The 13,951-nt window shown below is 41.0% G+C and carries 14 protein-coding genes; 6 read left to right on the forward strand and 8 right to left on the reverse strand.

Annotated features, from left to right (window positions below):
* Positions 1-170 precede the first annotated feature (170 nt).
* Entirely contained in the window at positions 171-608 is a 438-nt protein-coding gene (locus V9W66_RS08930) for a winged helix-turn-helix domain-containing protein (RefSeq protein ID WP_330575402.1), read from the reverse strand.
* Positions 609-894: 286 nt separating this feature from the next.
* On the opposite strand from V9W66_RS08930, the gene V9W66_RS08935 reads away from it, so the two are divergent.
* The 4 genes from V9W66_RS08935 (at position 895) to V9W66_RS08950 (ending at position 5,901) form a co-directional block, all read left to right on the forward strand.
* Positions 895-1,644, forward strand: coding sequence for an ABC transporter ATP-binding protein (locus tag V9W66_RS08935; RefSeq protein ID WP_144095149.1), 750 nt, complete (start codon positions 895-897; stop codon positions 1,642-1,644).
* Between the two features lie 12 nt (positions 1,645-1,656).
* Positions 1,657-3,630, forward strand: coding sequence for an ABC transporter permease (locus tag V9W66_RS08940; RefSeq protein WP_144095152.1), 1,974 nt, complete (start codon positions 1,657-1,659; stop codon positions 3,628-3,630).
* Positions 3,631-3,749: 119 nt separating this feature from the next.
* Positions 3,750-5,321 carry an ATP-binding protein gene (locus V9W66_RS08945; RefSeq protein ID WP_186290101.1) on the forward strand — a complete coding sequence of 524 codons (1,572 nt, stop codon included), beginning with the start codon at positions 3,750-3,752 and terminating at the stop codon, positions 5,319-5,321.
* Positions 5,299-5,901, forward strand: a complete 603-nt coding sequence (locus V9W66_RS08950) for a response regulator transcription factor (RefSeq protein WP_330575404.1) — start codon at positions 5,299-5,301, stop codon at positions 5,899-5,901. The genes V9W66_RS08945 and V9W66_RS08950 overlap by 23 nt, the downstream gene beginning before the upstream one ends.
* 72 nt (positions 5,902-5,973) lie before the next feature.
* Here V9W66_RS08950 and V9W66_RS08955 read toward each other — a convergent pair whose 3' ends face one another.
* Positions 5,974-6,102, reverse strand: coding sequence for a hypothetical protein (locus V9W66_RS08955; RefSeq protein ID WP_279232891.1), 129 nt, complete (start codon positions 6,100-6,102; stop codon positions 5,974-5,976).
* Positions 6,103-6,305: 203 nt separating this feature from the next.
* Here V9W66_RS08955 and V9W66_RS08960 point away from each other — a divergent pair, with 203 nt between their 5' ends.
* Positions 6,306-6,647: a plasmid mobilization protein gene (locus V9W66_RS08960; RefSeq protein ID WP_144095158.1), complete on the forward strand. Its 342-nt coding sequence runs from the start codon at positions 6,306-6,308 to the stop codon at positions 6,645-6,647.
* Positions 6,596-7,987: a relaxase/mobilization nuclease domain-containing protein gene (locus V9W66_RS08965; RefSeq protein WP_144095160.1), complete on the forward strand. Its 1,392-nt coding sequence runs from the start codon at positions 6,596-6,598 to the stop codon at positions 7,985-7,987. The genes V9W66_RS08960 and V9W66_RS08965 overlap by 52 nt, the downstream gene beginning before the upstream one ends.
* Positions 7,988-8,002: 15 nt before the next feature.
* On the opposite strand, the gene V9W66_RS08970 is transcribed toward V9W66_RS08965, so the two are convergent.
* From V9W66_RS08970 to V9W66_RS08995, 6 genes are all read right to left on the reverse strand, one after another.
* Positions 8,003-8,284, reverse strand: coding sequence for a winged helix-turn-helix domain-containing protein (locus tag V9W66_RS08970; protein WP_330575405.1), 282 nt, complete (start codon positions 8,282-8,284; stop codon positions 8,003-8,005).
* Between the two features lie 243 nt (positions 8,285-8,527).
* Positions 8,528-10,924 (reverse strand): ABC transporter permease, encoded by a 2,397-nt coding sequence (locus V9W66_RS08975; RefSeq protein ID WP_144095164.1) that lies wholly within the window; start codon positions 10,922-10,924, stop codon positions 8,528-8,530.
* 15 nt (positions 10,925-10,939) lie between these two features.
* Positions 10,940-11,605, reverse strand: a complete 666-nt coding sequence (locus V9W66_RS08980; RefSeq protein ID WP_144095166.1) for an ABC transporter ATP-binding protein — start codon at positions 11,603-11,605, stop codon at positions 10,940-10,942.
* A gap of 97 nt (positions 11,606-11,702) precedes the next feature.
* The gene (locus tag V9W66_RS08985) at positions 11,703-12,734 is read right to left on the reverse strand and encodes a sensor histidine kinase (protein ID WP_144095168.1); all 1,032 of its coding nucleotides are present in this window, start codon (positions 12,732-12,734) and stop codon (positions 11,703-11,705) included.
* Complete coding sequence (locus tag V9W66_RS08990) at positions 12,731-13,420, reverse strand: response regulator transcription factor (protein WP_144095170.1); 690 nt, start codon at positions 13,418-13,420, stop codon at positions 12,731-12,733. The genes V9W66_RS08985 and V9W66_RS08990 overlap by 4 nt, the downstream gene beginning before the upstream one ends.
* A 127-nt stretch (positions 13,421-13,547) precedes the next feature.
* Positions 13,548-13,928, reverse strand: a complete 381-nt coding sequence (locus V9W66_RS08995; RefSeq protein WP_243121813.1) for a winged helix-turn-helix domain-containing protein — start codon at positions 13,926-13,928, stop codon at positions 13,548-13,550.
* Between the last annotated feature and the right edge of the window lie 23 nt (positions 13,929-13,951).

The raw sequence follows: 13,951 nt of genomic DNA on the forward strand, positions 1-13,951 counted from the left end.
GTTATTTATAAAAAACCGTTCCCGCCTTCCATCATTTTCTATATTGTGAAAGAATCTGAGAAAGAAATTCATGTGCTGCGGGTACTCCGGGAAGAACACAACTGGGGAAGAACTCTGACAGCCAACTCAACCTATACATATCCTGATTAAAAAACAAGCAGCGTTCTAAATTATAGTTCGCTGCTTGCATTTTTATTGAACCGATAACCAACGCCCCATACAGTCTGAATGTAAAAAGGATGGGTCGGATCATCTTCGAGTTTTGTCCGGATATGATGAATGTGCGTCATCACAATGTTGTAATCGCCAGAGTACGGTTCGTTCCAGACAATATCATAAATCTGTTCTTTGCTGAATACCTGACCTGGATGCGCTGCCAGAAGATGGAGAATTTCAAATTCTTTATATGTTAACTCTGTTTCCTGATTACATTTTTTTACAATCCTTTGACCAATATCTATCAAAAGATTTATATACCGGATTTCGTTTTTGTTCCTGCATTTATGTTGAAATTGAATCATCTCATTTTCCTGCAAGACTTTTAGAACTGTATCGAAAATTTCTTCTTCATCTTCTTCAAAAGAAACAATTAGCATTTTTCCACCCAAACCACCTGCCCCCTTATCAAAACTTTATTTTTCGTTTATACTCGCTTTCTATCAACCTTCTTTATAATCCTTTGTAAATGTATTATTCTCATCTGATAAATAAAATCAATATAACAACAAAAGAAAATCATAATTCCACGATGCGGTAATGTATTCCATAATATCTTATCAAAACTAAATAAATATAGCATGAGTAAATCACGCAAAAAAGTTTGCGTGATTTACTCATGCTATATTAAAAAGTGTTCGTTATACTGTTTAAGTACCACGAAAGGAGCGAACAATTATGAGTACATTATTGCAAGTAAATGACATAACCAAAATCTATCAAACCCAACCAAAACCTGGACTGGATCACGTTTCCTTTGATGTGATGCAAGGAGAATTTCTCGGTATCATGGGTGCCTCTGGCTCTGGAAAAACAACTCTTTTGAATGTGCTTTCCACCATTGATGTGCCAACAAGCGGTAATATTAACATGGGAAAAGTTAAAATTCAGGAGCTAAATCAAAGACAGGCAGCCGATTTTCGTAAGGACAATCTGGGCTTCATTTTTCAGGAGTATTTCCTGTTGGACAGTTTGACCGTACAAGAAAATATTGCAGTACCTCTGACCTTGCTGCACAAAAGTGCCAAAGAGATTGACAAAAAAGTAATGGAGCTTGCAGAGCTATTCGGAATTGCTTCACAACTGAAAAAATACCCCAGTGAGTTATCCGGTGGTCAGCGCCAGCGTGTTGCCGCTGCTCGTGCAATGGTAAAGCGTCCACCACTGATTTTTGCAGACGAACCAACGGGGGCATTGGACAGCAGTTCGGCAACAGAATTGCTTTTTGCTCTCTCGGAAGTCAATCAGACTTTGGGCACAACCATTTTGATGGTAACCCATGACCCGTATGCAGCAAGTTATACTGACCGCATCCTGTACTTTAAGGACGGACATATTATTTCTGAATTGAAGCGGTGCAACAGGGCTCGCCAGGACTTCTATGAGGAAATCATGCTGGAAGCTGCCAGACAGGATAAACAGCGGTAAGGGGGCGATTCCATGAAATTATCTGCCATTGCCTTAAAAAATCTGAAACGGAACTTTTCCTTCTATTCCCTGTACCTGTTTTCCGTTTCCTTTGTCCTGATGATTTACTTCTGCTTTACCTCTTTTTCCATGAACCAAGTGATTATGGAAAAAATATCTTCGGATGGTCGGGTAGAAACCATGTGCCAAACAGTAGCGGTATTCATTATGGCTTTTGTTATTTTCTATATGTTCTACTCCAACAATTTTTTCATGCGCAGACGGATGAGAGAATTAGGAATTTATTCTCTGCTGGGGTATCGAAAATCTGCAATGTTGGGGCTATTGACCTTTGAGAATATCTTTATTTGTTTTGGCGGTATGGTTCTCGGTATTCTGGCAGGCAGTGTCCTCCACAAAGGAGTTATCGCCGGAATCGTCGCACTTTTAGGAATTACCATAGATCAGGCTGCAATCCCTTTGATTTATCCAGCAGCGGTAAAGTCAATCCTATCTTTTGTTGTTGTGGTTTTGATTACATTGACATTATCCAATGCAAGATTGCTTCAAAAGTCCACCCTGCTTGATTTAGTACGGCTGGAAAAGAAAACGGAAAAACCCATTCGAGTTCATTTTATCACTGCATTTATAGGCTTATCCTGTCTGCTCTGCGGATATGGGCTTGCCCTTGATATGATGCGGGGAAGGAAATCTGTTTGGTACACCATCGGATTTTCCCCTATTGCGTTGCTGACAATGCTTCTGGTGGTTGCCGGAACTATATTCTTTATTTACTCTTTTTTGCCATACGCCTGCCAGAAAATCCGGCAGAAGAAAAGTTCTCTGTATCGGGCAAATACCATTATCGTGGTTCCTAAATTTATGCACCGCATCCGTTCCAATGCAAAGTCTTTAATTCTACTGATTTTATTATCAGCAGGAACATTGGCAATTTTGGGAGCAACGGTATTATCCGTGTGGTATCCGCTGGAAGCCTTGGAGCGGATTATTCCATCTGCTATGGAGTTCCGAATTACAGATGATGAGGAAAAGCAACGCTCCTTAGATGCACTGGATCAGGCAATCGGCAATGAAGCATACCAAAGCCATGAAACCACATTGCTGAAAGTAACTGCAACATCAGAAAATCTTCCGGTAGAATATGACATCAGTGCAGAAAAAGGACGCATTCCGGGATTTGAATGTATGAGTCAGTCGGACTACTTTTCAGTTATGCAATTACAGGGAAAAGAGCTGCCCTTCCAGGAGCTTGCCGACGATGAGTGTATTCTGATAAAATACCGCCCGGATACGGAGCAAGCCGATATTGGAGCCAAATACACATTGACAGTAGCAGGAAACGATGTTTCAACGGTTACTGTCCGGGAAACCAGCCTGCAAAATGCTCTGAGCTTTGGAAACAGCGTTGGAACTTTAGTTGTTTCCGATACGGCGTATCATGCTCTGAACCAGAGGAGCCCAGAGAAAATCCGGGTAGTCAGCATTGATGGCGAAAATATGCGTTCTAATGAACAAGCATATCTGGCACTAAAAGAAGCTATACCGGAAAATCCATATCTTGTGTCTGCATGGCAGCGGCAGGATGAATTGATTCGGGAAAACAGCTCTACCTTTTTACTGATTTGTTTTGCAACGGTTATCTTCTTGATTGCAACAGGAAGCATATTATATTTTCAAAATATATCCTCTGTTTCCTATGACAAATCCGACTATGAAATTATGCAGCGGATGGGGTACAATGAAAGCATGATAAAGAAATCCGTAAGGCGGCAAGTCCAGACATACTATATCATTCCGTATGTGATAGGATTGCTGCATAGCATTTTTGCCATTACCTGCTACAAATCAGCTTTAATGGATGACTTGCTTGGGAAAAGCAGTGCTGTATTGGTTCCGGTTCTGTTTTCAATTGCAGTATTTTCTGCTATCTATGCAATTTATTATCAGTTGACCAAACATTCTTGTTATAAGATTGCCTTGAATTAAGGATAGCGGCTGGTATCCAAATGGGTGCCAGCCGTTTAGCTGTTCACAAAGATTTAAGATCACCAAACTTGAACTTATAGAGAAACAACAGTACAATGAAAAAGAACGGAGGTGGACACATGAAAAACGCATACCTTTCCCGGCAGGTATTCTTCGCTTTCAATCAGTTTGCGATCATCTGCTATCTTGGATTTATGGCGGCACAGAATGATTTTATACAGCAAAATTCCTTTGTTCATTTCCTGCTGCTTTCATTCCTGATTTTTGATGCGGAATATATTTCATATAAAAACGTAAAAGGTAACAAAACCTTAAATCACTTTTCCTTGCTATTATTATTGCTGGGCTGGCAATTCCTACTGTATCTTTTTGATTTCCGTCCCATATCAGATATAGTATCAACGGTGTTGCTCCCTATTTGCTTCTATCAGTCGATTTATTTTGTACAGGCATTCTTATTTCAAGAATCTGCTTACCGAGGGCAAAAACCGCTTCTTGCCTTTTTGAAAACTTCCTGTATCATAGCTGTATTCTGCTTCTTTGTTTCGGATCGTGCTTTTTTTGCAGCCTATCAGCTGCAAGTCCTTCTTTCAACCGTGACCCTTATCATCGTGGGCATCATGCAGAGAAAGCGGATCATGTTTGTAGCAAAAAGCCAATGGAAGCGAATACTTTTTTCAAGTGTGCTGGTATTCCTCCCGTTTATCTGCTATATCATTGCGTTTCTCAAAAACGCTGCATATTTGGAAAACCTGGGGAGCTATATTCCTGTGATGCTTACCTTTGTCAGTATCCATAGTATTGTATTTCAATATCGTCCTAAACAGGCACAATTCTGGGCGCTATCTGGAGGCAACCTTGTATTTCTCGCTTCTGTTGGGCTGACGGGATTGATTGGTATCGCATACCTTTTCAAAATCCCTCTTATGGCAGTTTTTATGAGTATCCATATGGCAATGTTACTGATGCTTATTTACAATGTGCTTCTATATGTGCGCATTTGCAGCCATCCAACAGATTATAATAACGCCGCAGATCGTCAGCACTTCTATGCCTACTCATTGGAACAAATTAAGAGAGAAGAAAAACTCAAAAAAGACTTTTCAAACTATCTGCATGACGATATTTTACAAGACCTGCTTTCTATCAAAAATATGATACGCAAAGCAGAACAGCCGGAAGTGAAACAGTTGCTGCTTGATACTTTAACGGAATTAAATTCCTCCATCCGATTTCAGATGCAGAGCTACCATCCAACTCTGATAAAAAGTTTAACTTTGAAAGAAAACATTCAAAGCCTGCTTGATTCGTTGAGTGAAAATAATTCCGTTACAATTCGGTTGGATTGTGATGCTGACTTTTTTCTCGTAGAACCGTACAATATGTTGATCTACCGCATGATAAAAGAACTCACAACAAATGCACTGAAACACTCTTCCGCAACAACCATTTCTGTTTTGTTGATACAGGAAAACGGGCGTATTACCCTAAAGGTAACGGATAATGGCAAGGGCTTCCAACCATTTATCCATCAGACCGGAACACACCAAGGACTTGCTTCTATCGGAGAACAGGTCAACTTATTAAACGGCACTATGAATATCAAGCCAGCCGCTGGTGGAGGAACAACGATTGCCATTTCCATGCCCATGAACGGAGGTGATTCCTATGAAAGTTTTATTAGTCGATGACCATGCCCTTTTTGCAAAGAGCCTTTCCATTGCCTTATGTGACTTCCCGGAAATTGAACAGTTTTCCAGTACAAAAGACATTCAACATCTGGAAGAACTGATTGCCGGAGAACTGCCGGATATTCTGTTGATTGACATTAACTTAGGCGGGCTGACAAACGAGGACGGGCTAATGCTCACAAAGCATTTATTGGAACATTTCCCAGAACAAAAAATTGTCATATTATCTGGCTATAATCTTCCTGTCTACCGCAAAGAGGCAAAGCGGGTTGGCGCAAAGGGGTTTATTAGTAAGGATGTAGAACCCGACGAGCTTCTTCATATTTTGCTTATGGTTAACGATGGGGCAACACACTTCCCACGAGAGGAGGTTTTTATCGAGGATCTGACCGAGGGAGAAAAGAAAGTCCTCGAATTGGTTGCCACAGGTGCCAAACGTAAAGATATTGCTGAACAGCTTTTTATCAGCGAAAGAACCGTATCAAACCACTTACAACATATTTTTGAAAAGTTACAGGTGGGGTCTACGATAGAAGCAGTAACAAAAGCAATACAGTTAGGGTATATTGCGCCCATATAAATGAAAATATATGTTTTTGCAAACCATCACTCTCTCATTTCCTCTATCCTTTATGTGTTCCACCCAGATTGCCTAAGCAATCGGAACACGCACACCCTGCTTCGCAGGCTGCACATCAAAAGAAGCAAGCACTGCCGTTGTCATGACAAACGGCTCATTTTCCACTACTGCCCTTCCAGACACAATGTGGAAAAATGACACAGGGAAGTATCCCTGACCCTCTTGATTTTTTCATCTTACTCTTGACCCTCTTTTTTCATTTTGCTACAATAAGCAGTGGACAGGTATATCCAAACAACCAAATAAAAATGATACGAACTGTTGTAAACCGAACAAGTTACAGCAGTTTTTTTGTACCCATTTTTAGAGAATCGCAAACAATCATAAGAAATGAGGAATGGAAAATGACAGAACGTACACGAAAACACCCCGTACAATTTTACCTGAGTGATGATGAACAATACATCCTGGATGAAAAGTTCCGGCTCTCCAAAATGAGAAGCAAATCTGCTTTTCTCCGGAAGTTGGTGCTATATGGATTTGTCTATGATGTGGATTACTCCCACATCCGTGAAATGAACGCCTTGCTGGGAAATATCAGTGGTAATCTCAACCAGATTGCCAAGCGGGTAAACACAACAAATACCATTTACAAAAAAGATATGGAAGATATAAAGGAGCTGATGGATCAGATATGGCAGTCACAAAAATCCATAGTATTAAAACAACCGTTGATAAAGCAATAGAATACATCTGTAATCCAGATAAGACTGATGAAAAGATTTATATTTCATCTTTTGCCTGCGCCCCGGAAACCGCTGCACTTGATTTCAAATATACTTTAGACCACACCACAGAACAAAATTTTTCTGACGGTCAGGATAAAGAAAACAAGGCATTTCATCTGATACAGGCATTCCTGCCGGGAGAAGTTTCTTACGAAGAAGCTCATGCCATTGGAAAAGAATTAGCAGATAACTTATTACAGGGAAAGTATTCTTATGTACTGACCACACATATAGATAAAGGTCATGTACATAATCATTTAATCTTCTGTGCTGTAGATAATATCGAACACAAGCATTATCACGATTGCAAACAAAGCTATTGGGAAATCCGAAAGCTCAGTGACCAATTATGCCAGGAACATGGTCTGTCTGTTATTGAGCCGGATGGAAAACGTGGCATGAAATATAATGAATGGACTGCAAATAAAAATGATGCCGGGTGGAAATCACAGATACGAAAAGATATTAACCAAGCTATCAAAGTCGTTTCCTCTTATGAAGAATTTCTTGCTTTAATGAAAGCCAAAGGCTATGAAATGAAGGGCACAGAAATTTCTGAAAACGGAGGAAAATATATTACTTTCCGCCCTGTTGGAAAAGACCGTCCTGTCCGTGGAAGTGCTAAGTCACTGGGCAAAAACTTTACGAAACAACGGATCAAAGAACGGATAGAAAATAAACGTCAGCACACTCCGATGCCCTACACACGGAAACGTATTATTGATACCGCTTCTGATCCCAAATTTGCAGAAAATATTGGTTTGAAAAAGTGGGCCGCAAAGGAAAATTTGCAGATTGCTTCTGAAACATACAATCAAATGCTTGCTCGGAACATCCACAATTTTGCTGAATTGGATAACAAGATTTTATCCCTGCAGGAACAGAAAAAATCTGCTAATACTACTGTCGTTTCACTGGAACACAAAATGCAGGAACTTGCAGAAATTATTAAATATGTGGAACAATATCGTGAAAATAAATCCTATAATGACCGCTATGAAAAATCCAAAGATCCTGATAGATTTTTGAGAAAATATGAATCGCATATTATCCTTTTCTCCGGTGCGGAACGTATGCTACAGCGGAAAGGTATCGACCCTGCACATATGAACTTGAACCACTTAAAATCACGATATAATGAAATGCTGTCGAAGAAAAAAGAACTTGTCAGTCATTATAAAACCACAAATACAGAAATAAAAGAACTTGAATTAATCCGTCAGAACATGGAAAAATATCTGGATATTACACCACCGAAAACAAACAAAACACTTGATTCTACAACACCGGAAATTTAAAAAACGGCAGCGAAATCACTCGCTGCCTGCCCTTCCATTGAACTTATAGCCTACACCCCATACCGTTTGAATATAAACCGGACGGCTCGGATCATCTTCTATTTTTTCTCGGATATGACTGATATGGCTCATTACGATATTGTAATCACCGGCATATGGTTCATTCCAGACCATATCATAAATCTGTTCCTTAGAAAACACTCTCCCAGGATTTTTTGCAAGAAGCTGAAGAATTTCAAACTCTGTGTAGGTTAATTCAATTTTTTTATTATCACGGATTATCTCTCTGTGGTTCAAATCAATGATTATATCCTTGTACCGAATTTCTGACTGTAATTGCACTTCTTGAAAAGTAAATTTTTCTCTTCCAGAATCCAGTACAGATACAACTGAATCAATTAGTTTTTCTTCATCTCCCGAAAAGGACACCAACAGTATTTTCCCGATATTTTCACCTTCTTATCAAATTTTCGTTATTTTTTGAATCTCTTTTCAGTCTCATCTCTATCATTCTGATTTTCCACCCTATGTTTTTCTCGACTATTCTCGTATGGCCTCCATAATATCTGTATTCTTTAGTTCGCCTGACGTGTATAAAGAAAACACGAAGTAAATAGCCATAAGCAGAATAACAAAGGCCAGAAGGAACAACCAAGGGAAGGAGAAACTGATACAATGATTTGCCGCATCCAGTCTTTTGCAGGTAATGAAACTTGCAATGGAACTTACAACAAGTGCAATCAGAAGTGAACCTGCAAGATAAATCATGAGTTCTCTGTTCAGCATTTTTCTCAGTTGGTTTTGTGTTGTCCCGACAGCCCTTAACAAGCCAAACTCACGCTTTCTGTTCTGCAAGTCTACCATGAGCATATTCATAAGACTGATTCCGCCAAAGACAAATAAAATTGCGGAAATCATATAAAATGTTTTGATAGTTGGACTATAGTATTTCTGAATACTTGCTATTGTTTGCTCAATCGTGTTCACTTCGATTTTCCCATTTCTCTCAGCAATTTCAGATACTGCTGATAAAACAGTTTCAAAGTTATCATCAGATACTTCAAGGGCTAAAACACCTGTCTGCTCCGTTATTCCAGTCAGCTTCTTAGCAGTATCATAAGTCATAATGAAGTAAGGACTACCAGGGATAACTGGGCTATGCTCCATTAAAGCTGCTCTATTGTATGTGCCAACAACAGTTGCCTCAATATCAAATGTACTGCCGCTAATCTTTAGTTCATCTCCAACTTTAGCGGTATCTTCGGCAACCAGTATCCCATTTTGGGCAACCATATCATCATAATTTGCCGTCCCGGCAGATAATATCGTCTGTACCCTTGCAATCTCTTCCTGATTTAGCGTTGGGAAGAAATTGGTAATACTTGTGATCGAACCACCTCCTCCCGGAAAAGTAATCGTCATATAGATACAATTTGATGGAGTAATTTTTTCTATCCCATCCATCATTTCCAACTCCTGCAGCAGCGCATTATCTTCCAACGGGTTTTCTTCGAGCTGGAGCTTTGAGCTTCCGTATGGATCGGCCTCCTTATCAAAAGAACTTCCTATTGTGTTTTTTATTTGTATAAGGATATTGCCGGCAGGATAATATTTGAAGCTTGCCTGTTTTTCGGGATCAATAGAGCCAGCAACTGTAGAAGTAACCAGCAGAAACGCCCCGCTCAATCCAAGCATCAAAAGAGTCAGAATTGCTTTCTGTTTATTCCTCTGTAAATTTATTTTAGCCAGACTAAGTGGCGTGAGCTTTCTGTGAAGCTTTTGGCTGTTCTTTGCTTTTCCTGCATACGCAATATACTTAGAACTTTCCACTGGGGAAGTATTCATTGCCACCCGAACAGGTTTGAAAATCGCAATGTTCACTACTATAAAAGCTATTGCAGCAGTTATGACAGCGTAGATAACCGTTGTTTTCAAATGAAAGCCATCTGGACAACCTGAAAATCCAATCAATGCACCAACGATAAGACCACAGGGAATGCCGGCTAAAGCATAACTCCGTCCCTCTTTTCTTGCCATTTTTTTAATCTGCTTTTTGGTCATACCAATCGTTCGCAGTTGACCAAACATCTGAACATTCTTTACGATCTTTGTATAAAAAACACCATAAATTATTGTTGCAGCCAAAGTGGCAGTTATAGCAGCCAGCAGCGGAACCGAGATAGGAATTCCCGATTTAATTGCGCCTGACATCACCGCAAAATATTCTGTCAGATTTATCTGACCCTCTTCGATACCCGTATCTTTTATTGCCTTAGCTGCAAAATCAAGAATAGCTGCCGGGCTGATAACATCCGTATTCAGCCGGGTATAGGCAGTTACTTGAAAATTGCTTCCAGACAGGCTGTGTGCAAGTTCTTTATTCACATAAATATAATAGCCGTTACTTTCTTTTGTATCAGCCAGAATACCCGAAAGCGTATATTCTTCCTCCTGCCCGGTTCCGGTCAGATCAAGCGTGATGGTATCGCCAACCTGATAGGCTTTTCCGAGAAAATCAATATAGTTTTGAGGAAGCATAATTTCCGTTTTCTTTTGCGGTATGTTTCCCTGAAAGGTCTTTTCTTCCTGGTTCAAAAAATAAGCTTCATTTCCATAGGCAACCGTAATCGTTTTATTGTCTTGATAAAACAAGCCAATCGCAGAATATTCGCCAATCCATGAAACATCTGTATTCTGATGTAATAATCCTGCCTGTTCGTCTGTAATACCCAAAATACCAATTTGTGCTTTGTTCCTCTGCGTATTTTTGTATTCTTCCTGCGTTCCGATTGAAATGAGAAGAATTGAAAAAACCATACAAACGGCGAGAGCAATTGTAAGAAACAGAAATGCCTTGCTTCTTTTATCGGCTTTTATACTTCTATTTGCCAGTTTTTTCACAACAGCGCTTGTGTCATTTTCAAAAGGCCAAGTCATAAATTTCCACCTCCTTTAGCCTGCAATCCTGCCGTCCTCAATCCGTACAATGCGGTCGGCAAGCTGGGCGATCTCGTTGTTATGGGTAATCATGACGATGGTCTGATTAAATTCTCCGCTGGTACGCTTCAAAAGCCCCAGCACATCGGCACTGGTCTTGCTGTCCAAATTTCCAGTCGGTTCGTCTGCAAGGATAATGGCTGGCTTCGTAATCAGCGCACGGGCGATAGCCACACGCTGCTGTTGGCCGCCAGAAAGGTTGTTCGGCATATTCTTCAGCTTATCGCCCAAAGCCAGCATACGCACAACCTCGTCCATGAATTTCTGATCTACCGTGTCGCCGTCCAGTTCCACAGGCAGGACGATATTTTCATACACATTCAAAATCGGCACCAGATTATAGTTCTGGAAGATAAAGCCGATATTGCGGCGGCGGAAAATTGTCAATTCTTCATCATTCTTTTTCGCCAGTTCTTCACCCCGGACAATCACACTGCCGGAAGTAGGGTTATCAAGTCCGCCCATCATGTGAAGCAGTGTAGACTTTCCGCTGCCGGAAGTTCCAACCACAGCAACAAATTCTCCCTGTTCTACAGTAAAATTCACTCCATCAAGGGCACGGGTAATATTAGGTTTTGTGCCGTAATATTTTTTGAGGTTAATCGTCTGTAAAATGCTCATATTCAAAACTCCTTTCAAGGCTCTCTGCCTGTTGATGAAGCCATTGTAAAACATAAATGTCACAGAAATGTCCGAGTTAAAATATTTTTTGAAATAATTATCGGCTGGGAAGAAAAACAGAAAAGGTTGAACCTTTCTCAACTTCGGATGTTACTTTGATATATCCACCCTGTCTGGTGATGATCTCACGGGCAAGGTACAATCCGATACCAACGCCCGGTGCATCGTGAACTTCTTCCTCCCGGTAGAAACGCCGGAAGATGGTAGCTTGATTAGGCTCGGAGATACCCTTGCCTGTGTCTCTTATATCCACCTTGATATACATTTCCCATTGCTCCACGGTCACGCTGATGTTGCCCCCGGCGGGTGTGTATTTTACCGCATTGTCCAGTAAATTAAAGAGGGCTTCGGATGTCCACTTACTGTCATGGGAGAGGGTGAGATCTTCTGGACAGTTCACGGACACAGCAATTTCCTTTTTCTCCGCAGCATAGACAATCCCGCTCATGGCCTGCGCCAAAGTACGGAACAAACTATCATCTTTCTTTTCCAGCCGGATAGCCCCGGTTTCTAATCTGGAAGCCTTAACAAGTGCTTGAAAAAGGAAATCCAGCTTGTCGGTCTGACTGCGTATGCCCTGCAAAAAGTCCGTCTGTTCCTGCTCGGTAACAGGCTTTGTCAAAAGCGTGTCCGTTACCATTTTAAGATTGCTGACAGGCGTTTTTACCTGATGGGATATATCGGACACCAGCATTTGAAGTTCCTTGCGTTCCTCATCCACCTTTCGGCGGTTCTCCTGCATAATTCCATACAGCCGTGTTAAGCGGTGGCTGATACGGGCAAAGAGCGTTTCGCTGTCACTGACTCTCTGGGATTCTTCGCTGCCGTCAATCATGTTATCTAATGTCCGGCACAAGTCAGAGGTAAAGAGGGACAGCCGCTTTCCAAAGCACAGTACCAGCACCCACAGCCAGATAAGGGCGCAGAGCGTCAATACTCCGCCTGCTATGAAAATCCGTACATCTTTCATTACGACACCGAGGATAACGGTAATTGCCAGCATGGAGAAAATCATCCCGGCAACAACCAGCATACACAGTTTTTTGACAGAAAGGTTATTCTGCTTCATTTCTTTTCGCCTCCCGTCCATTGATAGCCCATGCCGTAAACGGTCTTGATATATGCACCGCCGTCCGCTTCAATCTTGCTGCGAATACGGCTGATAGAAGTGGTAAGGGTGTGTTCGTCCACATACTTTTCATCCACATCCCACAGCTTTTCCAAAAGCTGCTGACGTGTAAGTACCTGCTTCGGATTTTTGCGGAACAGGTTCAACATTTTATATTCCATTGCGGAAAGGGTAAGCGGCTTGCCGTTCAAGCTGGCAGTCAGCTCCGAGAAATCAAGAAACAGGCTGCCGTCATCGTAAATGTCCTTTGCTGGCTTGTGGTGTTCCAGCATGGCAAACATAGCCTTGACTTTCCGTTGTAATGCTCCAATGGAAAAAGGCTTTGTGATGTAGTCCATGGCTCCGACTTCATAGCCCCATATCTGGTCGCACTCCTGATCGTTGGCGGTCAGAAATATAACCACCGTGTCCGGGTGTTCCGGTTTGATAAGGCGGCACAGATCATAACCGTTTCCATCCGGCAAATTTATATCCAGCAACACCAAATCGAAAGATTTTGCTTTCAGAGCTTCGGCTGCTGCCCTTGCATTTAAGACATTGGTAATGGCGTAATCATCCGACGCCAGATTGTAGGCAAGGGTCTTATTCAAAAGGTTGTCGTCCTCGACAATCAAAATCTGCTTCATGTAATCACTTCCTTTAAGGGTTTACAGATAGTATAACGGGTAAATGTCCGAGAAATGTTACAAGGGAACAAGAAATTCTTTATTTCTTAATTTTAGCATACTCCGACAAATGTATTTGGAACAATATTTAGACTTTTTGATTGAATAATCTAGTGTTGTGTACCGGATCGTCCTCTATCTTTTCCCTGATATGGCTGATATGGCTCATCACGATATTGTAATCACCAGAATACGATTCTTTCCAGACTACATCGTAAATTTGTTCCTTAGAGAGCACCCTGCCAGGATTTTTTGCAAGAAGCTGGAGAATTTCAAACTCTGTGTAGGTCATTCCAACTTTTTTACCATTCCGAATCACTTCCCGGCGTTCTAAATTAATTATTATCCCCTTATGCTGCAGTTCTGATATTATATTCATTTCTTGAAATGTGAATTTTTCTCTGCCCGCATCCAAAACGGAAATAACAGAATCTATCAGCTTTTCTTCATCGCCTTTAAACGATACCAACAATATTTTTCCGATATTATCAT

Source organism: Blautia massiliensis (ex Durand et al. 2017), assembly GCF_051861785.1.
Classification (GTDB): domain Bacteria; phylum Bacillota; class Clostridia; order Lachnospirales; family Lachnospiraceae; genus Blautia_A; species Blautia_A luti_A.

Excerpts from the sequence above, each read along its gene's own strand:
- V9W66_RS08980 (WP_144095166.1), bottom strand. The coding sequence starts at position 11,605 with ATGAGCATTTTACAGACGATTAACCTCAAAAAATATTACGGCACAAAA.
- V9W66_RS08975 (WP_144095164.1), bottom strand. The coding sequence starts at position 10,924 with ATGACTTGGCCTTTTGAAAATGACACAAGCGCTGTTGTGAAAAAACTG.
- V9W66_RS08935 (WP_144095149.1), top strand. The coding sequence starts at position 895 with ATGAGTACATTATTGCAAGTAAATGACATAACCAAAATCTATCAAACC.
- V9W66_RS08960 (WP_144095158.1), top strand. The coding sequence starts at position 6,306 with ATGACAGAACGTACACGAAAACACCCCGTACAATTTTACCTGAGTGAT.
- V9W66_RS08950 (WP_330575404.1), top strand. The coding sequence starts at position 5,299 with ATGAAAGTTTTATTAGTCGATGACCATGCCCTTTTTGCAAAGAGCCTT.
- V9W66_RS08945 (WP_186290101.1), top strand. The coding sequence starts at position 3,750 with ATGAAAAACGCATACCTTTCCCGGCAGGTATTCTTCGCTTTCAATCAG.
- V9W66_RS08985 (WP_144095168.1), bottom strand. The coding sequence starts at position 12,734 with ATGAAGCAGAATAACCTTTCTGTCAAAAAACTGTGTATGCTGGTTGTT.
- V9W66_RS08965 (WP_144095160.1), top strand. The coding sequence starts at position 6,596 with ATGGCAGTCACAAAAATCCATAGTATTAAAACAACCGTTGATAAAGCA.
- V9W66_RS08940 (WP_144095152.1), top strand. The coding sequence starts at position 1,657 with ATGAAATTATCTGCCATTGCCTTAAAAAATCTGAAACGGAACTTTTCC.
- V9W66_RS08990 (WP_144095170.1), bottom strand. The coding sequence starts at position 13,420 with ATGAAGCAGATTTTGATTGTCGAGGACGACAACCTTTTGAATAAGACC.